The organism is Paracidovorax sp. MALMAid1276, assembly GCF_049198005.1.
GTDB lineage: Bacteria > Pseudomonadota > Gammaproteobacteria > Burkholderiales > Burkholderiaceae_C > Acidovorax.
The window spans coordinates 101,915-124,691 of sequence record NZ_JBMIRS010000197.1 but is presented as its reverse complement, the minus strand read 5'-3'; the positions used below and the strand labels follow the sequence as shown (position 1 = coordinate 124,691).

22 protein-coding genes and 1 tRNA gene are annotated in these 22,777 nt (G+C 65.4%); 14 read left to right on the top strand and 9 right to left on the bottom strand.

What is annotated here, in order from left to right; genetic code table 11:
* Positions 1–72: 72 nt before the first annotated feature.
* Together ACOQFS_RS15430 and ACOQFS_RS15425 are read right to left on the bottom strand one after the other, a co-directional pair.
* Positions 73–969: an N-formylglutamate amidohydrolase gene (locus ACOQFS_RS15430; protein ID WP_421563708.1), complete on the bottom strand. Its 897-nt coding sequence runs from the start codon at positions 967–969 to the stop codon at positions 73–75.
* A gap of 10 nt (positions 970–979) precedes the next feature.
* Positions 980–2,023, bottom strand: a complete 1,044-nt coding sequence (locus ACOQFS_RS15425) for a tripartite tricarboxylate transporter substrate binding protein BugE (protein ID WP_421563707.1) — start codon at positions 2,021–2,023, stop codon at positions 980–982.
* Positions 2,024–2,137: 114 nt separating this feature from the next.
* On the opposite strand from ACOQFS_RS15425, the gene ACOQFS_RS15420 reads away from it, so the two are divergent.
* Positions 2,138–3,061, top strand: a complete 924-nt coding sequence (locus ACOQFS_RS15420; protein WP_421563706.1) for a LysR substrate-binding domain-containing protein — start codon at positions 2,138–2,140, stop codon at positions 3,059–3,061.
* A gap of 53 nt (positions 3,062–3,114) precedes the next feature.
* On the opposite strand, the gene ACOQFS_RS15415 is transcribed toward ACOQFS_RS15420, so the two are convergent.
* Positions 3,115–3,393, bottom strand: a complete 279-nt coding sequence (locus ACOQFS_RS15415; RefSeq protein WP_421563705.1) for a hypothetical protein — start codon at positions 3,391–3,393, stop codon at positions 3,115–3,117.
* Between the two features lie 72 nt (positions 3,394–3,465).
* Between ACOQFS_RS15415 and hemA the strand changes: the two genes are divergently transcribed.
* The 7 genes from hemA (at position 3,466) to ACOQFS_RS15380 (ending at position 11,042) form a co-directional block, all read left to right on the top strand.
* Positions 3,466–4,794, top strand: a complete 1,329-nt coding sequence (gene hemA, locus ACOQFS_RS15410; RefSeq protein WP_421563704.1) for a glutamyl-tRNA reductase — start codon at positions 3,466–3,468, stop codon at positions 4,792–4,794.
* A 105-nt stretch (positions 4,795–4,899) separates the two neighbouring features.
* The gene (prfA, locus tag ACOQFS_RS15405) at positions 4,900–5,985 is read left to right on the top strand and encodes a peptide chain release factor 1 (protein WP_421563703.1); all 1,086 of its coding nucleotides are present in this window, start codon (positions 4,900–4,902) and stop codon (positions 5,983–5,985) included.
* 66 nt (positions 5,986–6,051) lie between these two features.
* Positions 6,052–6,879 carry a peptide chain release factor N(5)-glutamine methyltransferase gene (gene prmC, locus ACOQFS_RS15400; protein WP_421563702.1) on the top strand — a complete coding sequence of 276 codons (828 nt, stop codon included), beginning with the start codon at positions 6,052–6,054 and terminating at the stop codon, positions 6,877–6,879.
* 193 nt (positions 6,880–7,072) lie between these two features.
* On the top strand, positions 7,073–7,792 hold the full coding sequence (locus ACOQFS_RS15395) for a DUF3053 family protein (protein ID WP_421563701.1): 720 nt from the start codon (positions 7,073–7,075) through the stop codon (positions 7,790–7,792).
* Between the two features lie 68 nt (positions 7,793–7,860).
* Positions 7,861–8,184 carry a Grx4 family monothiol glutaredoxin gene (gene grxD, locus ACOQFS_RS15390; protein ID WP_409834708.1) on the top strand — a complete coding sequence of 108 codons (324 nt, stop codon included), beginning with the start codon at positions 7,861–7,863 and terminating at the stop codon, positions 8,182–8,184.
* Positions 8,185–8,364: 180 nt separating this feature from the next.
* Entirely contained in the window at positions 8,365–9,372 is a 1,008-nt protein-coding gene (locus tag ACOQFS_RS15385) for an AAA family ATPase (RefSeq protein WP_421563700.1), read from the top strand.
* A 299-nt stretch (positions 9,373–9,671) separates the two neighbouring features.
* Positions 9,672–11,042, top strand: a complete 1,371-nt coding sequence (locus ACOQFS_RS15380; RefSeq protein WP_421563699.1) for a hemolysin family protein — start codon at positions 9,672–9,674, stop codon at positions 11,040–11,042.
* Positions 11,043–11,111: 69 nt separating this feature from the next.
* Here the strand turns inward: ACOQFS_RS15380 and ACOQFS_RS15375 are convergent, their stop codons facing one another.
* Positions 11,112–11,858, bottom strand: coding sequence for a lytic transglycosylase domain-containing protein (locus ACOQFS_RS15375; RefSeq protein WP_421563698.1), 747 nt, complete (start codon positions 11,856–11,858; stop codon positions 11,112–11,114).
* Positions 11,855–13,597: a proline--tRNA ligase gene (locus tag ACOQFS_RS15370; protein WP_421563697.1), complete on the bottom strand. Its 1,743-nt coding sequence runs from the start codon at positions 13,595–13,597 to the stop codon at positions 11,855–11,857. The genes ACOQFS_RS15375 and ACOQFS_RS15370 overlap by 4 nt, the downstream gene beginning before the upstream one ends.
* Positions 13,598–13,687: 90 nt before the next feature.
* On the opposite strand from ACOQFS_RS15370, the gene ACOQFS_RS15365 reads away from it, so the two are divergent.
* Complete coding sequence (locus ACOQFS_RS15365) at positions 13,688–14,356, top strand: RNA pyrophosphohydrolase (protein ID WP_421563696.1); 669 nt, start codon at positions 13,688–13,690, stop codon at positions 14,354–14,356.
* 63 nt (positions 14,357–14,419) lie between these two features.
* Here ACOQFS_RS15365 and proB read toward each other — a convergent pair whose 3' ends face one another.
* From proB to rplU, 4 genes are all read right to left on the bottom strand, one after another.
* Entirely contained in the window at positions 14,420–15,562 is a 1,143-nt protein-coding gene (gene proB / locus ACOQFS_RS15360) for a glutamate 5-kinase (RefSeq protein WP_421563695.1), read from the bottom strand.
* A gap of 93 nt (positions 15,563–15,655) precedes the next feature.
* Complete coding sequence (gene cgtA / locus ACOQFS_RS15355) at positions 15,656–16,726, bottom strand: Obg family GTPase CgtA (RefSeq protein WP_421563694.1); 1,071 nt, start codon at positions 16,724–16,726, stop codon at positions 15,656–15,658.
* A gap of 209 nt (positions 16,727–16,935) precedes the next feature.
* On the bottom strand, positions 16,936–17,193 hold the full coding sequence (gene rpmA / locus ACOQFS_RS15350) for a 50S ribosomal protein L27 (protein ID WP_421563693.1): 258 nt from the start codon (positions 17,191–17,193) through the stop codon (positions 16,936–16,938).
* Between the two features lie 15 nt (positions 17,194–17,208).
* Positions 17,209–17,520, bottom strand: a complete 312-nt coding sequence (gene rplU, locus ACOQFS_RS15345) for a 50S ribosomal protein L21 (RefSeq protein ID WP_421563692.1) — start codon at positions 17,518–17,520, stop codon at positions 17,209–17,211.
* A gap of 234 nt (positions 17,521–17,754) precedes the next feature.
* Between rplU and ACOQFS_RS15340 the strand changes: the two genes are divergently transcribed.
* The 5 genes from ACOQFS_RS15340 to ACOQFS_RS15320 all read left to right on the top strand — a co-directional run bounded on the left by ACOQFS_RS15340 (position 17,755) and on the right by ACOQFS_RS15320 (position 22,756).
* On the top strand, positions 17,755–18,684 hold the full coding sequence (locus tag ACOQFS_RS15340) for a polyprenyl synthetase family protein (RefSeq protein WP_421563718.1): 930 nt from the start codon (positions 17,755–17,757) through the stop codon (positions 18,682–18,684).
* A gap of 19 nt (positions 18,685–18,703) precedes the next feature.
* A tRNA-Pro gene (locus tag ACOQFS_RS15335) sits at positions 18,704–18,780 on the top strand.
* A 131-nt stretch (positions 18,781–18,911) separates the two neighbouring features.
* On the top strand, positions 18,912–20,651 hold the full coding sequence (gene pilB / locus ACOQFS_RS15330) for a type IV-A pilus assembly ATPase PilB (protein WP_421563691.1): 1,740 nt from the start codon (positions 18,912–18,914) through the stop codon (positions 20,649–20,651).
* Positions 20,652–20,669: 18 nt separating this feature from the next.
* Positions 20,670–21,887: a type II secretion system F family protein gene (locus ACOQFS_RS15325; RefSeq protein ID WP_421563690.1), complete on the top strand. Its 1,218-nt coding sequence runs from the start codon at positions 20,670–20,672 to the stop codon at positions 21,885–21,887.
* Positions 21,887–22,756 (top strand): prepilin peptidase, encoded by an 870-nt coding sequence (locus ACOQFS_RS15320; protein ID WP_421563689.1) that lies wholly within the window; start codon positions 21,887–21,889, stop codon positions 22,754–22,756. Before ACOQFS_RS15325 ends, ACOQFS_RS15320 begins: the two co-directional genes overlap by 1 nt.
* Positions 22,757–22,777 lie beyond the last annotated feature (21 nt).

The window sequence follows — 22,777 nt, the reverse complement described above, 5'->3', positions numbered from 1 at the left end:
TCAGCCGGAACTATCATTTTTATAGCTGCCAGCGCTTGATGGATAAGCGCTGGCGGCCATTTTCATCCCAACTCAGGCACGCATTTGCGCCCGCACATGCTGCGCCACCGCCGCCAGCACCTGGTCCAGGTGCTGCTGCAGCCGCGCGAAGCCCGCGTGGGGCGCGCGCGTGTCCTCGTCCATGTAGACGGGGCGGCGGATCTCGATCTGCAGGCTGTGGCGGCGCAGCGGGGGCTGGCCGATGCGCGCGATCAGCTCCACGCCCTTGTAGGGCTCGTTGAAGGCCACGGTGTGGCCCAGGCCCCGCAGCGTGTCGCCGATCAGGTGGATGAAGTCGGCCGAGCAGGTGGTGCCGTCGCGGTCGCCCAGCACGAAGTCCGCCAGGGGGGGCGCATCGTGGCGTCCCAGGCGGCGGTACACGTCATGGGGCATGGAATGCAGGTTCAGGTGCCACACGCAGCCAAAGCGCTGCACGCTGGCGTCGATGGCGGCCTGCAGCGCTGCGTGGTAGGGGCGCCAATAGCGGTCGATGCGGTGCTGCACCTCGGCCACGGTGAGCTTGCGCCGGTACAGCGGCGTGGCCACGCCGTCCTGGCTGATGCGTTGCCAGATCAGGCCCAGGCCCTGCTGCGTCTTGGGCCCCGGGTTCAGCGGCGCGGGCCACGCACCGTCGATCTGCGTGGGGCACAGGTCGGTCTCATGCCGGTTGGCGTCGATGTAGGTGCGCGGAAAGGTGGCCGCCAGCAGCGTGGCGCCATGGCGCGGTGCCGCTTGCCAGAGGCGGTGCACATGCGTGTCTTCGCCCCGGCGCAGCAGCGCCAGCGGCACGGCGTGGCCGAAATCGTCCGGGTAGGCCGTGCCGCTGTGCGGCGAATCGCACACCAGCGGCAGCGGCTCGCCCGTGGGCTGCCAGATCTCGACCGGCGTGTGCGGCCGGGGGCTCAGGTCGTCGTCGGTCCCTGCGGTCAAAAGCGCACCATCAGTCGAGCTTGATCTGGGCGCGCTGGGCCACGGCGGTGTAGCGTGCGATGGCCGCATCGATCTGCCGGGCGAACTGCTCGGGCGTGTTGGCCATGGACTCGCCCGAGATGCTCTTTTGCTTTTCCAGGTATTCGGGCAGCGCCATGGCCTTGTGCGCGGCCGCGTTGAGCTTGGCGATGATCTCCCTGGGCGTGCCGGCCGGCGCCACCAGGCCAAACCAGCCGCCGTCGCCCATGCCGGGGTAGCCCAGCTCGGTGTAGGTGGGCACGTCGGGCAGCACCGGGCTGCGCTTGAGGGCCAGCACCGCCAGCGGGCGCAGCTTGCCCGTCTGGATGTTGGTCAGCGTGGAGGGCAGGTTGTCGGTCATGGCGTTGACGTTGCCCGCCAGCGCATCCACGGCCGCCTGGCCCGCGCCCTTGTAGGGGATGTGCAGCAGGTCGATGCCCGCCAGGTCCATGAAGTTTTCGATGTTGGCGTGCCCCAGCGAGCCGGTGCCGGGCGAGGCGAAGGTGTACTTGCCAGGGCTTGCCTTGGCCAGCGCGACGAACTCCTTCATCGACTTGGCCGGCACGCTCGGGTGCACCACGAACACGCTGGGCACGCTCATCACGTTGGTGATGGGCGCGAAGTCCTTCACGGCGTTGTAGGGCAGCTTGGCGTAGATGGCGGGGTTCGCGCCGTGCGTGCTCACCGTGGCCATGCCGATGGTGTAGCCGTCGGGCGCGGCCTTGGCGATGGCCTCGGCGCCGATGGAGCCGCCGGCACCGCCCTTGTTGTCCACCACCACGGCCTTGCCCAGGATGGGCCCCATCTTGTCGGCCAGCAGGCGGGCCACCATGTCGGTCGAGCCGCCGGGCGCAAAAGGCACGATGAGCTTGATGGGGCGGCTGGGGTAGTCGGCCGCCTGGGCCAGCGCAACCGGCACGGACGCGGGGCCGAGAAGGGCTGCGGCGATGGCGCCCAGCAGCTTGCGCTTCAGGGCGGGCGCTGTGGTGCGGCGGGGCCGCTGCACGGTGCGGCGGGCGAGGGGGTGCGGGGTCATGGGGCGTGTCTCCTTCCAGTGATGCGGCCGATTCTGGCCAGCCCGCGCCGCTGCGAAAAGCGACAAAATGGCGCCCATTCATTACCAGCGCTCACCAATCCGCCCCCTGCCCGCATGCGCATCCTGTCCCCCTCCCTGCCCGAGCTGCATGCCTTTGCCACGGCCGCGCGGCGCGGCACATTTGCCCAGGCGGCGGCCGAGCTGCACGTCACCCAGGGCGCCATCAGCCGCGCCATCGCCCGGCTGGAAGAGCACCTGGGCCTGCCTTTGTTCGAGCGCGAGGGCCGCCGCAGCGTGCTCACCCCGCAAGGGCGCGAATACCTGGAGGCCGTGGGCCCGTCGCTGGCGGCCATCGAAGCGGCCACGGCGGCCGTGCGCGCACGGCGCAGCGGGCCCGCGCCCCAGGCGCTGCGCGTGTCGGTCACCCCCACGCTGTTCAGCCACTGGCTGATTCCGCGCCTGCCGGGCTTTGCCGCGCAGCACCCGGGCACGCCGCTGGCGTTTGCGCCCTACGACCGCGACGACCCGCTGACCGCGCCCGGCATCGACGCCTGGATCCGCACCGGCGGCTCCGGCCCCTGGCCGCCGCACATCACGGCCGACTATCTGGTGGGGCGCGAGGTGGTGCCCATCTGCCGCCCGGCCGACCTGCACGGCCCCGCCGCCATCCGCAGCGCGCAAGACCTGCTCGGCCGGCCCCTGCTGTTCCACACCCATTACCCCGACAACTGGGCACGCTGGCTGGCCGGTGCGGGCTGCGCCCATGGGCCGCTTGTGCCGGCGGCCGACTTCGACCGCGTGGCCCTGCTGGTGCAGGCCGTGGTGGCCGGGCTGGGGGTGGCCGTGGTGCAGCGCTGCCTGGTGGAAGACGACATCGCCAGCGGTCGCATCGCCATCGCGGTAAACCAGCCCGTGGCGCTGGACCGGGGCTACTACCTGTGCTGCCGCGCCGGGCGCACGGCCATGCCGGGCCTGCAGGCCCTGCGCCAGTGGCTGCTGGCCGAGGCGGCGGCCGCGGCCGTGGGCGCACCGGGCTGAGATCGAACGCGCGGCAGTGTCACGCCGACTCAGGCGGCATTTTTCGGGCCGCCTCAGGCGCGCCAGCCGCGCACCAGCCCCCACTGGCAGGTGGCAGCGGCCAGCACCAGCGCGCCATAGGTCAGCATGCGCCCGTCGCGCCCCCACAGCAGCAGCCCTCCCGCTGTGACGGCGATGCAGACTATGAAAACGATAGCTGCCTGAGCCCACCAGGAAAGCGCCAGCGGGCTTTTTGATCGGATAAAGCGGCCCAGCAGCACCGACCAGGCCGCCATGAAGGCAGCGGGCGCGGCGAAGTTGAGCAGGTGGTTGAGAATGTCCAGCGGACCCATGGATTTGAACCAGATCAAGGCCTTGGCAAGCGGGCCTGCCGGGCGGGGGCAACAATTTTATAATCGCGGGCTATGGCAGTCTGGGCCCTCGGCATCAACCACACCACCGCGCCGCTCGACCTGCGCGGCCGGTTTGCGTTTGCGCTCGACCAGATCGCCCCCACGCTGCACGGCCTGCGCCAGTCCCTGGGCGCAACCACGCGGCATCCGGGCGTCGAGACTGCAATCATCTCCACCTGCAACCGCACCGAAATCTACTGCGCAGCCCCCACGTCCGCGCCCGGCCCGGTCATGGACCACACGCTGGGCTGGCTCGCGCAAAGCGGCGGCGTGAGCCCCGCGCTGCTGCGCTCGCACTCGTACACGCTCGAAGACAGCCTGGTTGCGCGCCACGCCTTCCGCGTGGCCAGCGGGCTCGATTCGATGGTGCTGGGCGAGGCGCAGATCCTGGGCCAGATGAAGGACGCCGTGCGCGCCGCCGAAACCGCCGGCGCCCTGGGCACCACGCTCAACCAGCTGTTCCAGCGCAGCTTTGCCGTGGCCAAGGAGGTGCGCACCAGCACCGACATCGGCGCCCACAGCATCAGCATGGCCGCCGCGGCTGTGCGCCTGGCCGGCCAGCTGTTTGAAGACCTCTCGCAGATCAAGGTGCTGTTCGTGGGCGCGGGCGAGATGATCGAGCTGTGCGCCACGCACTTCGCCGCCAAGAGCCCCAAGCACATCTCCATCGCCAACCGCACGCTGGAGCGCGGCGAGAAGCTCGCCACCCGCTTTGGCGGCGAAGTGATGCGCCTGGCCGACCTGCCCGAGCGCCTGCACGAGTTCGATGCCGTCATCAGCTGCACCGCCAGCAGCCTGCCCATCATCGGCCTCGGCGCGGTGGAGCGCGCCATCAAGAAGCGCCGCCACCGCCCCATCTTCATGGTGGACCTGGCCGTGCCGCGCGACATCGAGCCCGAGGTGAAGGCCCTGGGCGACGTGTACCTGTACACCGTGGACGACCTGGCCAGCGTGGTGCAGACCGCCCAGGCCAACCGCCAGGCCGCCGTGGCGCAGGCCGAGGCCATCATCGACGCCGGCGTGCAAAGCTTCATGCACTGGATGGAGCTGCGCAGCCCGGCGGCGGCCGAGGGCGGGGTGGTGCCGCTGATCCAGCAGCTCAACGCCCAGACGGACGAATGGCGCGCGCTGGAGATCGCCCGTGCCAAGCGGCTTCTGGCCAAGGGCGAGGACGTGGACGCCGTGCTCGAAGCGCTGTCGCGCGGCCTCACGCAGAAGATGCTGCACGGCACCCTGGCCGAGCTGCGCGCCGGCGACGCCGACACCCGCGCGCAAACGGCGCAGACCGTCTCGCGCCTGTTCCTGCGCTCGCACAGCAAGACGCCCGGCCACGGGCTCTAGCGGCGCTCGTCCAGCCCTTCTTCTTGAGGTCTTTTGGGCCTCCAGCGCTTACTACACAAGCGCCGCCAGCTACCAAATCAGTAGCACACATTTTCTCCGGACACCATGAAACCCTTTCTCCGAAGCCAGCTGGAGCGCTACGCACAACGCCTGGGCGAACTCGACTTTTTGCTCTCGCGCGAAGACATCATGAGCGACATGGCGCAGTACCGCCGCATCTCTGTCGAGCATGCCGAGGTCACGCAGATCGCCGGGCGCTATGCCCGTTACCAGCAGCGCGAGGCCGACCTGGCCGGCGCGCGCGAGATGCTGGACGACCCCGACATGGCCGAGATGGCGCAGGAAGAAATCACCACCGCCGAGGCCGAGCTGCTGCAGCTGGAAGACGAGCTGCAGCGCCTGTTGCTGCCCAAGGACCCCGACGACACGCGCAACGCGTTTGTGGAAATCCGCGCCGGCACCGGGGGCGATGAGTCGGCCCTGTTTGCAGCCGACCTGACCCGCATGTACACCCGCTACGCCGCCACTGCAGGCTGGAAGGTGGAGATCATGAGCGCCAACGAAAGCGAGCTGGGCGGCTACAAGGAAATCGTGCTGCGCGTGGAGGGAGACCATGTGTACGGCGCGCTCAAGTTCGAATCCGGCGGCCACCGCGTGCAGCGCGTGCCCGCCACCGAGACGCAGGGCCGCATCCACACCAGCGCCTGCACCGTGGCCGTGATGCCCGAGCCCGACGAGCACCAGGCCATCACGCTGAACCCGGCCGACCTGCGCATCGACACCTTCCGCGCCAGCGGCGCGGGCGGCCAGCACATCAACAAGACCGACTCCGCCGTGCGCGTGGTGCATTTGCCCACGGGCATCGTGGCCGAGTGCCAGGACGGCCGCAGCCAGCACAGCAACAAGGCCAAGGCGCTGCAGGTGCTGCAGGCGCGCATTCAGGAGAAAGAGCGCAGCGAACGCGCCGCCAAGGAGGCCGCACTGCGCAAGGGCCTGATCGGCAGCGGCGACCGCAGCGACCGCATCCGCACCTACAACTTTCCGCAAGGGCGCCTCACCGACCACCGCATCAATCTCACGCTGTATAAGCTGCTGCAGGTGATGGAAGGCGACCTGGGTGACGTGCTGCAGGCCCTGCAACATGCGCGCGAGGCCGAGCAGCTGGAAGAGCTGGAGCTGAGCGCCGTCTGACCAAAATTTGAATCAAATTGGCCTCCAGCGCTTATCCATCAAGCGCTGGCAGCTATCAACATCATAGTGACCACCCCCACCCTGGCCCAAGCCCTGGCACAGGCCCACACCCTGGGCCTGGCGCGCATCGACGCCCAGCTGCTGCTGCTGCACACCGTGGGCCGCGCCGGTGGCGACCGGGCCTGGCTGCTGGCGCACGACACCGATGCGCTCGTGCCCGCGCAGCATGCGCAGTTCCTGGCCCTGTGCCAGCGCCGCGCGGCGGGTGAGCCGGTGGCCTATCTGACTGGGCACAAGGAGTTCTACGGCCTGCCGCTGCAGGTGGATGCCCGCGTGCTGGACCCGCGCCCCGACACCGAAACGCTGGTGGACTGGGCGCTGGAAGCCATCGCAGCGCTGTCCGCACCGCGCGTGGTGGACCTGGGCACCGGCAGCGGCGCCATCGCCCTGGCCCTGCAAAGCCAGCGCCCCACGGCCCAGGTGCTGGCGGTGGATGCGAGCCGCGACGCCCTGGCGGTGGCACAGGCCAATGCGCAGCGGCTCGGCCTGCCGGTGCGGTGTGCGACATCCAACTGGCTGGCGGACGTGGGCGGCGTCTTTGACGCCATCGTCTCCAACCCGCCGTACATCCCCGCGCAGGACCCCCACCTGGCCGCCCTCACCCACGAGCCCCTGCAGGCCCTGGCCAGCGGCGCGGACGGCCTGGATGACATCCGCACCATCGTGGCCCAGGCCCCGGCGCATCTGGCACCGGGAGGCTGGCTGCTGCTGGAACATGGCCATGACCAGGCCAAGGCGGTGCGCGGACTGCTGCAGGCGGCCGGATTCATAGCGGTGTGCAGCCGGCAGGATCTGGCCGGCATCGAGCGGTGCTCGGGCGGGCAGCGGGCATAGCAGCGACGGCCCCACCAATCGTCACAAACAAAGGGCGGCCCCTGCCCTGTCCGCTTCAATAATCACCGGCGTTCCGAGGCGTGCTGGGACGCGCCGCCGTTCCGGTCAGCCCCGGCGTTTCAAGCAGTTCTCCATCCCCCATTTGCAACCATGGCCCGCCTCGCGAGGCGGCTTTTCTTTTTTTCGAGACACCATGCCTCACATTGCCTCCCGCCGCGCGGCACTCCAACGTCTGGGTGCCCTTTCCGTGGGCACCTTGGGCACCGCCTGGACCCTGGCCGGTTGCAGCGCCGAGCCCCGCGAGCGCAAGGCCTTCATTGAATTCCTGCAGACCCGCGTGCTCAACCGTCAGCGCGCCTCCATCCCCAAGCTCAATGAGGAGCAGCGCAAGGCGGTCGGTCGCTACGCAGCCCACTACGACATCATCACCGGCTTCAACAAGGAGATGAGCGACGCCCCGTTCACCGCGATGATGGCCCGCCTGGAGCACACGCGCTCGCTGTCCCAGTTGATGGCCAAGCGCAAGGAAGCCGGCGAGCTGCGCGACCACCTGCCCCAGGCCGCGCAAGACGTGAAGGCCGCACTGGACCGCGCCACGGCCGCCAAAACCGCCCTGAGCCAGCCCGACGACTTGCGTGCCGTCTACGACGCGGCGTTCGACAAGCTCGTCGCGCAGCCCGCCGGGCTGATGCTGCAGCTGCTGCCGGCCACGCGGGGCATGCTGGGCGCCTTCTTGGAACTCCTCACCTACGTGGAAACGCACCCCAATGAGGTGACGATCGCCGGCTCCACCGTCGAGGCGCGCAGCCAGGCCAGCCTGAACAAGGTCAACGCCCTGCTGAAGAAGGTAGAGACGGAATCGGCTGCAGTGGGCCAACTGGAATCCGCCATACGAAAGTTGACAGGCCGATGAGGACACGCGGGGCCAGCGTCAAACTGGGATAATGCAGGCTATCTGCGCTTCCAACTTACGAACACCCCATGAGCGACACCCAACAACGCATCGACGCCCTCGTCAAATCCAGCGACATCCTGCTGTTCATGAAGGGCAGCGCGAGTTTCCCCATGTGCGGCTTTTCGGGCCGCGCCATCCAGATCCTGAAGGCCAGCGGCGTGGACCCCAAGAGCGTGGTCACCGTCAACGTGCTGGAGGATGACGAGATCCGCCAGGGCATCAAGGAATACAGCAACTGGCCCACCATTCCCCAGCTGTACGTGAAGGGTGAATTCATCGGCGGCTCGGACATCATGATGGAAATGTACGAGTCGGGCGAGCTCAAGCAGGTGCTGGGCACCGAAGGCTGATCCCGCCGCGCTCTAGTTGCATGCCAAGGCCGCCCGCTGGGCGGCCTTTCTGCTTCTGCCCGCCGCCTATGGCATGGGTGCAACAGCCGCGCAAAACGCGGATTTTTCCGATGTTGCGGCGGGCACGTTGTGTGCTTGAATGATTGCGTGACCTGACTTCACGCCAAAGGAGAGCATGCAATGACCCGCCATAGCCTTGTTCCCCAAGCCCCTGCCCTGCGCCTTCCGGTGGCGCAGATGCGCAACGTGTTCCACCCGGGCGACGTGGAGCGCAAGCTGTCCCGCCTGCAGGAGGCCGGCAGCCAGCGCGATTACGACAACCTGCGCGCGGTCTATGAGCGCATGCTGGAGCGCGGCCCCGAACGGTTCCAGGTCAAGCCCTCGGGCGTGCCGGACATGGCCAGCCTGTACGAGCAGCTGCCCAACTTCACCGAGGTGCTGGACGACGTGAAGCGCCACGTGGCGCTGGCGCAGGACAGCTGCGACGGCCTGGAGGTGACGCCCATGCTGCTGCTGGGCCCGCCGGGCATCGGCAAGACCCACTTTGCGCGCCACCTGGCCGAGCTGCTGGGCACCGGCATGAACCTGCTGCCCATGAGCTCGATGACGGCCGGATGGCTGCTGTCGGGCTCGTCGGCGCAATGGAAGGGCGCGCGGCCCGGCAAGGTGTTCGAGGCCCTGGTGGAGGGCGAATACGCCAACCCCGTGATCGTGGTGGACGAGATCGACAAGGCCAGCACCGACGCGCAATATGACCCGCTGGGCGCGCTGTACAGCCTGCTGGAGCACGACACGGCACAGAGCTTTACCGACGAGTTTGCCGAGGTGGCCATCGACGCGAGCCAGGTGATCTGGATCACCACGGCCAACGACAGCCGCGGCATTCCCGACCCCATCCTCAACCGCATGAACGTGTTCGAGGTGGAGGCCCCCACGCCGAATCAGGCGCGCAGCATTGCACGCAACCTGTACCTGGGGATCCGCGCCGGCCACGACTGGGGGCGACTGCTGGATCCGGAGCCTCTGGCCGATGTGCTGGACCTGCTGGCGCAGATGCCGCCCCGCGAAATGCGGCGCGCCTTGATGACGGGCTTTGGCAATGCGCGCCTGGACCGCCGCTCCACCGTGGAAGTGAGCGACCTGCCCAAGGCTGCGTCGGCGCGGGGCCGCATCGGGTTTGTTCAGTAGCCGGGCGCCCGGTCACCCCGCCCACCTGCGGGGCCACGGCGGCCCCCGCCACCGCTCTCGGATGCCGTCGGCACAGATACACTTGCCAGGCGCCTGGGCGGCAGAAGGCACAGGCATGAAGCGCACCGCCCCAAAAGCCAGCGTCGCGCGGCCTGCCGAAAGCCCGGTGGTGACAAGCCCCTGGGCACGGAGGGCGACCCCCCCCAAGACCGGTGGACCGTGCGCTGCAGGCCATCTGCCTTCCGCTGCCCCGACATCTCGTAGACCTGCGTGCCCTGGCGCCACGCCCTGACGCCCCCATGACCCTGTCCCAAAGTCTTTTCGTCATCGTGCTGCTGATTGCAGCCAGCGCTTTTTTCTCGATGGCCGAGATATCGCTGGCGGCTGCGCGGCGTTTACGCCTGCGCCAGATGGCCGACGAAGGCGATGCGCGGGCAGACCGCGTGCTGCGCGTGCAGGAGCAGCCGGGCGACTATTTCACCGTGGTCCAGGTCGGCCAGAACGCCGTGGCCATCCTCGGCGGCATCGTGGGTGAAGGCGCGCTCAGCCCCCACTTCACGGTGCTGCTGGAGCTGTGGCTGGAGGCGTCGACGGCGCAGACCGTGGGCTTTCTCGCCTCGTTCACCATTCTCACGTCGCTGTTCATCCTGTTCGCCGACCTGTTCCCCAAGCGCCTGGGCATGGCGGAGCCCGAGCGCATTGCGGTGAGCCTGGCGCGGCCCATGGCGTTTGTGATGGCGCTACTGCGTCCGCTGGTGTGGCTCTACAGCCGGGGCGCCGATGCGCTCTTTCGCATGCTGGGGCTGTCGTCTTTGCGGGACGAGCGCATCACCTCGGACGACATCCTGGCCATGATGGAAGCGGGCGCCCGCGCGGGCGTGCTGGCAGCGCGCGAGCAGCAGGTGATCACCAATGTGTTCGAACTGGACACGCGCACCGTCTCCAGCGCCATGTCGCCCCGCGACCGGGTGGCCTTCTTCCTGCGCGACGAGCCGGACGAGGTGATTCGGCTGCGCATTGCCGCCGAGCCGTTTTCCACGTACCCGGTCTGCGAAGGCGACATCGACCACGTGGTGGGCTATGTGGATGCGAAGGACTTGTTTCAGCGCGTGCTGAACAACCAGCCGATCTCGCTGGCCGACGACAGCCTGGTGCGCAAGGTGCTGGTCGTGCCCGACCGGCTCACGCTGTCGGAGGTGCTGGAGCAGTTCCGGCAGGTGCACGAAGACTTCGCGGTGATCGTCAACGAGTACAGCCTGGTCGTGGGCGTGGTCACGCTCAACGATGTGATGAGCACGGTGATGGGCGACCTGGTGGGCCCCGCCGACGAGGAACAGATCGTGCGCCGGGACGAAAACTCCTGGCTCATCGACGGCGTGACCCCCATCACCGATGTGCTGCATGCCCTCTCGCTGGGCGAGTTGCCGCACGCAGAGGAGTACGAAACGCTGGCCGGCTTCCTGATGGTGATGCTGCGCCGCGTGCCGCGCCGCACCGACAGCGTGAGCTGGGGCGGCTACAAGTTCGAGGTGCTGGACGTGGACAGCTATCGCATCGACCAGGTCATGGTGTCGCGCATCGGCGCCACGGGCAGTGGCGACGCGGCCGCGCCGCTGGGGGCTGCTTCTGCGGGTTCAGCAGGGTCTGCAGGGGCTGCGGGGGCTGCCTGAACGCAAGCCGGGCCTGCGGATCGGCACGGCAGGCCAACTGGCCCCGCTGCTGCCCGCCGCCCTCCACCATCAAGACGCTGCGGGTCCCGTGGCCACCAGGGGGTTCGCAGGCGGCGCAGGCGACTGCGGCTTTTCGGCAAACAGCCAGTTGCGCTGGGCGGCAAAAACGGCATCGGGGTAAGGCGACCTGCCCCGGCTGCCGTTGTAGCGGCCCAGGGCCATGAAGAGGTCTCCGCGCTCCCGGTCGATGTAGTGGCGCAAAATCACGCAGCCAAACCGCAAGTTGGTCTGCAGGTGGAACAGCTTGCCCGGATCGCCATCGCCGATCACGCGCGTCCAGAACGGCATGACCTGCATGTAGCCCCGCGCCCCCACGCTGGAGACCGCAAACTTGCGGAACGCGCTTTCCACCTGGATCAAGCCGAGCACCAGGGACACGTCTAGCCCGGCGCGTTTGGACTCGTACCAGACCGTCTGCAGGAAATCGCGCCGCACTTCCCAGTCCGGCTTTCGGCGGCGCAGCCGGTCGCTCTGCGTGCCCAGCCAGCGCAGGTAGTGCAGCCGGGCCTCGGTGGTGAAGAACTCGGGCTCGGGAGGCGCCTGGTTGGCGATGGCCGAACTCAGGGCCGTGCGCACGGAATCCATCAGCGGCTCTTCGAGCTGCCCGCCCGCATGGGCGAGCTGGGGTGCAGCCAGCCACGATGCGGGCGCGGCCAGCATCGACACGGCGCCGAGCGCCCCACGCCGCGACATCCCCGCAGGCCGGTCTGCGCCAGGCATTCCGGTGCGGAAGATGGAGAGCGTGGACCGACTCATGCCAGCATGCGGCCCTTGACGTGGGCCAGGATGTCGCTCACCGCGACCTTGGTCGCAGCACTGTCGCGGCGGTGCTGGTATTCCACCACCCCTTCTTTCAGGCTCTTGTCGCCGATCGTCACGCGGTGAGGCACGCCAATCAGTTCCCAGTCGGCAAACATGGCGCCGGGGCGCTCGCCGCGGTCGTCCAGGATCACGTCCACACCGGCAGCCAGAAGATCGGCATACAGCTGTTCGGCCGTGGCCTTGACCACTTCGCTGCGGTCCATGCCCACCGGGCAGACCACCACGGTGAACGGGGCAATGGCATCGGGCCAGATGATGCCGCGCTCATCGTGGTTCTGCTCGATGGCCGCAGCCGGCAGGCGGGTGATGCCGATGCCATAGCAGCCCATCTCCAGCGGCTGCGGCTTTCCGGTCTCGTCAAGGAAGGTGGCGTTCATGGCTCGGCTGTACTTGGTACCCAGGTAGAAGACGTGGCCCACTTCGATGCCGCGCTCGATCGCCAGTTCCCCCTTGCCGTCGGGCGACAGGTCGCCCGCCACCACGTTGCGCAGATCGGCAATGGCGTCGGGCTCGGGCAGGTCTCGGCCCCAGTTGACGCCGGTGATGTGAAAGTCCACCTCGTTGGCGCCGCAGATCCAGTCGGCCATGACCGCCACCTCGCGATCGACCACGATCTTGAGTGGCTTCTTCAGCCCGATGGGCCCCAGGTATCCGGGCTTGCAGCCGAAATGGTCCTCGATTTCACCCAATGTGGCAAAGCGAAATCCTGCAAGGCCCGGCACCTTGCCGACCTTGATCTCGTTCATGTCGTGGTCGCCGCGCAGCAGGACCAGCCAGACCTGGGTCTTCACGGCTTCACCGGCCTCGTTGATCTCATCGGTTGCCAGCACCAGCGACTTCACCGTGGTGTTCAGAGGCACACCCAGCAATTCGGCAACGTCGGCGCAGGTGGCCTTGCCCGGTGTGGCGGTCCGGGTCATCGGCTGCGTGGCGGCGGGGCGCGGACCCGCAGGCGCCAGCGCCTCGGCCTTTTCCATGTTGGCGGCGTAGTCGCTGCCGGGGCAGTAGACGATGGCGTCTTCGCCCGTGGCGGCAATCACCTGGAACTCCTCCGACAGGTCGCCCCCGATGGCCCCACTGTCGGCCGCCACGGCGCGGTAGGTGAGACCGAAGCGGTCAAAAATCCTGCGGTAGGCCTGGGCCATGACCTGGTAGCTCGCCTTCGCGGCCGCTTGGTCCTTGTCAAAGCTGTAGGCGTCCTTCATGACGAATTCACGGCCGCGCATCAGGCCAAAACGGGGGCGGCGCTCGTCACGGAACTTGGTCTGGATCTGGTAGAAGTTCTTGGGCAGCTGCTTGTAGCTTTTCAGCTCCTGGCGAGCAATGTCAGTGATCACTTCCTCGCTGGTGGGCTGCACGATGAAGTCGCGCCCATGACGGTCCTGGATGCGCAGCAACTCCGGGCCCATCTTGTCAAAGCGGCCTGTCTCCTGCCACAGCTCGGCCGGCTGGACCACGGGCATGGTCAGCTCGACGGCGCCTGCCCGGTTCATTTCCTCGCGCACAATCGCTTCCACCTTGCGGATCACGCGCAGCCCCATGGGCATGTAGTTGTAGATGCCAGCGCCCAGCTTCTTGATCAGGCCCGCACGTGTCATCAGTTTGTGGCTGACCACCTCCGCATCGGCGGGAGCTTCCTTGAGGGTGGAGATAAAGAATTGCGAGGCTTTCATCGGGCGATTTCAGGCGAAACGAACCGGCCCACTTGCCGCACGCTAGGCGCCGTGCATAATGGACGCAGTTTAAAAATTTGGGGTTTGATTATGCTTGACCGGGACGGCTTTCGGCCGAACGTCGGCATCATCCTGCTCAACCAGAAAAACCAGGTGTTCTGGGGCAAGCGCATACGCACCCACAGCTGGCAGTTTCCGCAGGGTGGCATTGACCGGGGCGAAACCCCCGAGCAGGCCATGTTCCGCGAACTGCATGAAGAGGTGGGATTATTGCCCAATCACGTACGCGTGGTGGCCCGCACACGGGACTGGTTGCGCTATGAGGTGCCTGACCGGTACATCCGCCGCGACGCACGCGGACACTACAAGGGCCAGAAACAGATCTGGTATCTGCTTCAACTGGTGGGACACGACTGGGACCTGAACCTGCGTGCCACCAACCACCCCGAGTTCGACGCATGGCGCTGGAATGACTACTGGGTGCCGCTGGACGTGGTGGTGGAGTTCAAGCGGGGCGTGTATGAAATGGCCCTCACGGAACTGGCCCGCTTCCTTCCTCGCCACGAACAGCGCAACCGGTACCTGCGCAGCGGCATGCGCACCCGGGAGGGCGAGCAGGCGGGCAGCCTGTATCGCACCGGCAGCCTGCTGACGAACCCCGGCATGGAGCTGCCCCCCGGCGCCAGCTTCGACCCCGACCCGCAAAACAGCATGCCCGGCGAGCTGGACGGGCTTCCTTCCGGCACGTCCACAAGCTAGCTCACATACCAAAACGCCTGCAGCAATGCAGGCGTTTTTGCTTTTACCGGTCGACGCGGATTCCTATGCCCGCGCAGTGAGCACCAAGTTGTCTCGGTGCACCATCTCCGGCTCCGCCACATAGCCGAGCAACGCCTCGAACTCGGCAGACGGCTTGCGACACAGGCGGCGGGCTTCGGCCGCAGCATAGTTGGCCAGGCCTCGGGCAATTTCCCCCCCCTCCGGGTCGCGGATGGCGATCACGTCACCCCGCGAGAAATCACCCTCCACGGCCGTCATGCCGATCGGCAGGAGGCTCTTGCCCTCGTCGCGCACCTTGGCCGCAGCCCCAGCGTCCACCACCACCGCGCCCCGCATTTGCAGATGATCGGCCATCCACTGCTTGCGGGCCTGTTTCTTCTGCGTGGGCGCCACAAGCAGCGTGCCGATGGCTTCGCCGCGCACCAGGCTGAGCAGCACATGCGGCTCGCGCCCCCATGCGATCACGGTGGAAGCCCCTGAGCCCGCAGCGCGCTTGGCGGCCAGGATCTTGGTAATCATGCCGCCCTTGCCGATGCTGGAGCCTGCACCCCCCGCCATGGCTTCCAGCGCGGGGTCGCCCGCCCGGGCTTCGTGCACGAACTGGGCTGCCGGGTCTCGGCGGGGGTCGGCGGTGTACAGACCCTTCTGGTCGGTAAGAATGATCAGCGCATCGGCTTCGACGAGATTGGCCACCAAAGCACCCAGCGTGTCGTTGTCGCCAAACTTGATCTCGTCGTTGACCACCGTATCGTTCTCGTTGATGACGGGCACCACGCCCAGGCGCAGCAGCGTGAGCAGGGTCGAGCGCGCGTTCAGGTAGCGCTCGCGGTCGGCAAGATCGGCATGGGTGAGCAGCACCTGTGCGCTGCCCATGCCCTGCTCGCGCAGCTTGGTCTCGTACATCTGGGCCAGGCCCATCTGCCCGACAGCGGCGGCCGCCTGCAGTTCATGAACCTCATGCGGGCGGCTCGTCCAGCCCAGGCGCTTCATGCCCTCTGCGATGGCACCGCTGGACACCATGATCACCTCGCGGCGCACGCCTCCTTCGCCTCGCACCAGCGCCGCGAGCTGACGGCTCCACTCGCCGATGGCCGTTTCATCCAGGCCCCGGCCTTCGTTGGTGACAAGGCTGGAGCCGACTTTGACCACGATGCGCCGGGCATCTCGCAATACGCTGGAAACCATTTTTCAGTGTTTTAGGCCCTTAGCGCTTATTGGATAAGCCCTAACAGCTATAAATAAAATAGCAATCAATACAAAGCTAGCGACGCCACCTGGTCAGGCCGGCGCATCGCCCGCAAAGCGCGGATCCACCTCGATGGGTTCGTTCTCCACGCGCTGCTCGGCCTGCACATGCTGGTAGATCGCATGGATCAGCGGCTCGCAGCCCTCGCGGGTGAGTGCGGAAATCTCGAAGACCGGCCCCTTCCACTTGAAGCGCTTCACAAAATCCTTGGCCCTGGCCTCACGTTCTTCGGCCGGAATCATGTCCAGCTTGTTGAGCACCAGCCAGCGTGGCTTGCTGTAAAGCGCCTGGTCGTACTTCTTCAACTCGTTGACGATGGCCTTGGCCTGCTCCACCGGATCCACACTGTCGTCAAAAGGCGCCAGATCCACGATGTGCAGCAGCAGCCGCGTGCGCTGCAGGTGGCGCAGGAACTGATGGCCGAGACCCGCGCCTTCGGAGGCGCCTTCGATCAACCCCGGAATATCGGCCACCACGAAACTTTGCTCCGGCCCCACGCGCACCACACCCAGGTTGGGGTGCAAGGTGGTGAAAGGGTAATCGGCAATCTTGGGCCGGGCGTTGGAAACCGCCGTGATGAAGGTGGACTTGCCCGCATTGGGCATGCCGAGCAGGCCCACATCGGCCAGCACCTTGAGCTCCAGCTTGAGATTCTTCTTCTCGCCCGGCCAGCCGGGCGTCTTCTGGCGAGGCGCGCGGTTGATGGCGCTCTTGAAACGCAGATTGCCAAAGCCGCCATCCCCGCCCTTGGCGATGGTGATGACCTCACCGGGGGTCAACAGCTCATAAAGCACCTCACCCGTTTCGGCGTCGGTGATGATGGTGCCCACCGGCATCTTGAGCGTGATGTCGGCCCCGGCGGCGCCGAACATGTCCGAGCCCATGCCATGCTCGCCGCGCTTGGCTTCGTGGCGGCGCGAATAGCGGTAATCCACCAGCGTGTTCAGATTCGGATCGGCCACGGCGAACACATGCCCTCCGCGCCCGCCATCCCCTCCGTTGGGTCCGCCGAATTCCTTGTATTTTTCGTGCCGGAACGACACGCAGCCATTGCCGCCGTCACCGGCAGCAATGTCAATAAAGGCTTCATCGACGAACTTCATGGGGTATCCAGTTTACAAAATGGCACGGCGTGGAGGCGTCCGTCCTTCGGGTGGCGGCGCCACCCGCAAGCAGGCGGACCCAAGCCGGGAGGCGCAGTCCATGCGCATGTGGTGCGGCGGCGACAATGTGGCAAACAAAGCCAGCATCGTACCGACCAAACAACAAAGCCCCGGCAAAGCGGGGCTTGGTGGGTTGCCGAGGACGAGCCTCAGGCGGGCGTCACATTGACCGTGTGCTTGGCCAATGCGCCCTTGGTGCCGAACGACACATGGCCGTCCACCAGGGCGAACAGCGTGTGGTCCTTGCCCACGCCGACATTGCTGCCGGGGTGGAAACGCGTGCCACGCTGGCGCACGATGATGGAGCCTGCGCTGATCAGTTCACCACCGAACGCCTTCACACCCAGCATCTTTGGCTTGGAGTCGCGTCCGTTTCGCGTAGAGCCGCCGCCTTTTTTCTGTGCCATGACTAGCTCCTTCGATTAACCAGCGATCGCACCGATTTGCAGTTCGGTGAACTGCTGGCGATGGCCTTGGCGTTTCTGATAGTGCTTGCGACGGCGCATCTTGAAGATGCGCACCTTGTCGTGCTTGCCGTGCGCCACCACAGTGGCTTTCACAGTTGCGCCGGACACCAGGGGCGTGCCCACCTTGAGTTCAGCGCCGTTGCCGACAGCCAGAACCTGGTCGATCACGATCTCCTGGCCTACGTCCGCAGCAATCTGTTCTACTTTGATTTTTTCGCCGGAAGCAACGCGATACTGCTTGCCGCCGGTTTTTATGACCGCGTACATGTTGACCTCTTGATATGAGTTCTGCAGACGGATTTCCGCAGAGCCCGCGATTATAGCCCAAGACCGGCCATCGCACCACCCCCTCCACCCGCGCGTACCGACCCGCCCTTGCGCGCGCTGGCAGCGCTCTTGGCGTTCCTATAATCCGGGCAGTTTCTGCGATCTCCAGATCACCACATCTTGACCGACCAATCCGCCCCCCCAGCATCGCCCCTCGCACTCGTCGCGCACGACATGCACGAGGTTGACAAGGTCATCGGTCAGCGCCTGACGTCCAGCGTGCCCCTGGTGGCGCAGATATCCCAGTACATCATCGCCGCAGGAGGCAAGCGCCTGCGCCCGGCTCTGCTCTTGCTCGTGTGCGGCGCTCTCGGCTACCAGGGCCGGCATCACCACAGCCTGGCGGCGGTGGTGGAACTCATCCACACGGCCACGCTGCTCCACGACGATGTGGTGGACGCGTCCACCCTGCGCCGCGGCCGGCCGACAGCCAACGAAACCTTCGGCAATCCTGCCAGCGTGCTCGTGGGCGACTTTCTGCATACCCGCTCCTTCCAGATGATGGTCGAAGCCGGAAGCATGCGCATCATGGAAATTCTCTCGGAGGCCACCAACGTGATCGCCGAAGGAGAGGTGCTTCAGTTGATGAACATGCACGATGCCTCGCTGGACGAAGCGGGCTATCTGCGCGTCATCCGCTCCAAGACCGCCAAACTGTTCGAGGCCAGCGCACGCCTGGGCGCCGTTCTTGCGGACGCACCCGCAGCGCTGGAAGAAACCTGCGCCATCTACGGCCAGGCCCTGGGCACGGCATTCCAGATCATCGACGATGTACTCGACTACGACGGCGACGCCGCCGAAATGGGCAAGAACCTGGGCGATGACCTGCGCGAAGGCAAATCCACCCTACCCCTGATTGCAGCGATGCAGCGCGGGACGCCCGAGCAGGCCCACACGGTGCGCCAGGCCATCGAGGAGGGATCGACCGACCAGCTCGCGGCCATCGTGGAAATCGTGCGCGCAACGGGTGCGCTGGAAATCACACGCGCAGCCGCTCACGCAGAAGCCCGGCGGGCCATGGCCGCCGCAGAGCAACTGCCACCCAATGCCTACACCACCGCGTTGCTAGAATTGGCGAGTCAACTACTCGCGCGGCGCCACTGACGCTACTCGCGAGCACCATCGGGGTGTAGCTTAGCCTGGTAGAGCGCTACGTTCGGGACGTAGAGGCCGGAGGTTCGAATCCTCTCACCCCGACCAGAAAATTAACAGCAGATCGGCAAATGCCACTCCTTTGTGGTGCAGTTGCCAATATCAAGCGCTGTACAGCCCTCGGGCGATGGGTGATGATAGGATGGTTTCTTTTCCAAACCTAACACATTACCGGTTACATGGCCGCTGTTGATACTGTCCCCAAAGAAGCTTCTGCGGTCGCCCTGCCCGGTTTGGGCCGGGCATTGATGTCCGCCGGCAAGCTGACGCAGAAGTCGGCCGAGGACATTTACAAAAAATCACAAATTGGCCGCACCAGCTTTATCGCCGAACTGACGGGTTCGGGAGCCGTATCCGCTGCCGATTTGGCCCATACGGTGTCTGCCGTTTTTGGTGCGCCGCTTCTGGATTTGGACGCGATAGATCCGCTTCGCCTTCCGAAGGAATTGCTGGACGCGAAAATATGCCAAGCATACCGCGTGGTGGTTCTCAACAAGCGCAATAATCGCCTGATTGTCGCCACGGCAGACCCCACCGACCAAGAAGCTGCTGAGAAAATCAAGTTCACCACCCAGATGGGCGTGGATTGGATTATCGCGGAGTATGACAAGCTCAGCAAACTGGTGGAAGCCACCACCAAATCCGCTAGCGAAACGCTCGATACATTTTCTGGTGGAGGTGGGGATTTCGATTTCGATGACGTGCCCGTCGAAGAAGCCCCGGAATCCAACGACACTGGTGCGGCCGATGTTGAAGACGCCCCGATCGTCAAGTTCCTGCACAAGATGCTTCTTGACGCATTCAATATGCGGGCATCGGACCTGCATTTTGAACCTTACGAACACCAGTACCGTGTCCGCTTCCGGATTGACGGCGAATTGCGTGAAATTGCTTCGCCGCCCATTGCGATCAAGGACAAGCTCGCTTCGCGCATCAAGGTGATTTCTCGCCTGGATATCTCTGAAAAGCGGATTCCCCAGGATGGGCGCATGAAGCTCAAGGTTGGGCCGGACCGGGTGATCGACTTTCGGGTCAGCACGCTGCCCACCTTGTTCGGCGAGAAAATCGTTATCCGTATTCTCGACCCCAGCAGTGCAAAACTGGGTATCGATGCACTGGGATATGAGCCCATCGAGAAAGAACGCCTGCTGCAGGCGATTGGCCGGCCCTATGGAATGATTCTGGTGACGGGCCCCACAGGGTCCGGCAAGACGGTGTCCCTGTACACCTGCCTGAACCTTCTCAACAAACCGGGCGTCAATATCGCCACGGCAGAAGACCCGTCCGAAATCAACCTGCCGGGTGTGAATCAGGTCAATGTGAATGAAAAGGCCGGGCTGACCTTCGCCGTGGCACTGAAATCGTTCCTTCGGCAAGATCCTGACATCATCATGGTGGGCGAAATTCGCGATCTGGAGACCGCCGACATTTCCATCAAGGCGGCACAAACGGGCCACCTGGTGCTGTCTACGCTACACACCAACGATGCGCCAACGACGCTCACGCGCATGCGCAACATGGGGATCGCGCCCTTCAACATTGCTTCCAGCGTGATCCTGATCACGGCCCAGCGGCTTGCGCGCCGCCTGTGCCCTGTGTGCAAGGCACCGGCAGACATCCCCCACGAGGCATTGCTGGACGCGGGTTATTCCGACGAGGAGCTGGATGGCTCCTGGGTCACCTACCGCCCGGTCGGATGCTCGGCGTGCAACAACGGCTACAAGGGCCGCGTTGGTATCTATCAGGTGATGCCCGTGTCCGAGGACATTCAGCGCATCATCCTGCGCGACGGCAGCGCACTGGAAATTGCCGAGCAGGCCAAGGCGGAAGGCGTGAGATCCTTGCGCGAATCGGGCTTGTACAAAGCCAAGATGGGACTGACTTCCCTGGAGGAAGTGTTGGCAGTCACCAACGAATAATGCTCTTGAGGGATTAGTATGGCGACCGCAGCATCTAGAGACATCAAAGACTTTGTTTTTGAGTGGGAAGGCAAGGACCGCAACGGGAAGATCGTGCGCGGCGAAGTCCGGGCCTCTGGCGAAAACCAGGTTCAGGCCACCCTGCGTCGCCAAGGGGTTTTCCCCACCAAAATCAAGAAACGCCGGATGCGGTCCGGCAAGAAAATCAAGCCCAAAGATATTGCGCTTTTCACCCGGCAGCTGGCGACGATGATGAAGGCCGGTGTGCCGCTGCTGCAGTCGTTTGACATCGTTGGGCGCGGCAATACCAACGCCAGTGTCACCAAGCTGCTCAACGACATTCGCACGGATGTGGAAACCGGTACCTCGCTGAATGCAGCGTTTCGCAAGCATCCGATGTATTTCGACAGCCTCTATTGCAACCTGGTGGAGGCAGGGGAAGCGGCCGGTATTCTGGAAGCCTTGCTCGACCGCCTGGCCACCTACATGGAAAAAACCGAGGCGATCAAGTCCAAGATCCGGTCAGCATTGATGTATCCCATCTCCGTGATCATTGTGGCCTTTGTGGTGGTGGCCGTGATCATGATTTTCGTGATCCCCGCCTTCAAGGAGGTTTTCACCTCTTTTGGCGCCGACCTTCCTGCGCCCACGCTGTTCGTGATGGCTGTCAGCGAGATTTTCGTGAAATGGTGGTGGCTGATTTTTGGCGGCATTGGCGGAGCGTTTTATTTCTTCATGCAGGCGTGGAAACGCAATGAAAAAATGCAGATGTTCATGGACCGGCTCCTGCTCAAGGTGCCGATCTTCGGTGTGCTGATCGAAAAATCCTGCGTGGCGCGATGGACCCGCACCCTGTCCACCATGTTTGCCGCCGGGGTGCCGCTGGTGGAGGCGCTCGATTCCGTGGGCGGCGCATCCGGTAACTCTGTGTATTCGATGGCCACCGAAAAAATCCAGCAGGAGGTGTCCACGGGCACCAGCCTGACGGCCGCCATGGGCAATGCCAACGTGTTTCCATCGATGGTGCTGCAGATGTGCGCGATTGGCGAAGAGTCGGGCTCCATCGACCACATGCTGGGCAAGGCCGCTGATTTCTACGAAGGCGAGGTGGACGAAATGGTGGCCGGCCTGTCCAGCCTGATGGAGCCCATCATCATCGTGTTTCTCGGCACGCTGATCGGTGGCATCGTGGTGTCGATGTACCTGCCCATCTTCAAGCTCGGCCAGGTTGTGTAATGGGGCCCGATGTCTGGGTCAACGCCGCTCTGGGCGGCGTCTTCGGGCTTTTGATCGGCAGCTTTCTGAACGTGGTGATCTACCGCCTGCCCAAGATCATGGAGCGGCAATGGGCGATGGAGGCGGAAGCCTTCCAGGCCGCGCAGGCAGGCCGCGAGCCCGCCGCAGCGCCCGAGCCGTTCAACCTCATGGTTCCTCGGTCGCGTTGCCAGCACTGTGGGCACATGGTGCGGTGGCATGAAAACATTCCCGTCGTGAGCTACCTGTTCCTGCTGGGCCGGTGCTCCGCCTGCAAGGCGCGGATCAGCCCCCGCTACCCGTTGGTGGAACTGGCGACCGGAGCCTTGTTCTTCTGGTGCATTCAGCGCTGGGGCTTCACCTCCACTGCAGCCGCATGGTGCCTTTTCTCGGCGGCGATGATCGCCCTGGCGTTCATCGACTGGGACACCACGCTGCTGCCGGACGACATCACGCTGCCGCTGCTGTGGGGCGGCTTGCTGGCCTCTGCGCTGCACTGGACGGCGGTGCCGCTGCAAGCTTCCGTGCTGGGCGCGGCTGCCGGATATGTCTCGTTGTGGATGGTCTACTGGGGCTTCAAGCTGGTCACGGGCAAGGAGGGCATGGGCTACGGCGACTTCAAGCTGTTTGCCGCGCTCGGTGCCTGGTTCGGCTGGCAGGCTCTGGTTCCGATCATCCTGATGTCATCGGTGATCGGCGCCGTGGTGGGCATTGCCATGAAGATCTTCAGCAGCCTGCGCGAGGGAGGCTATGTGCCGTTCGGGCCGTTTCTCGTGGGCGCAGGTTTCACGGCCATGATCCTGGGACCGCAGGCGATTCTCGACACGGTGCTGCGGCTCTTTGGCCTCTGACCCTGCCTCCACCCCCCTCCA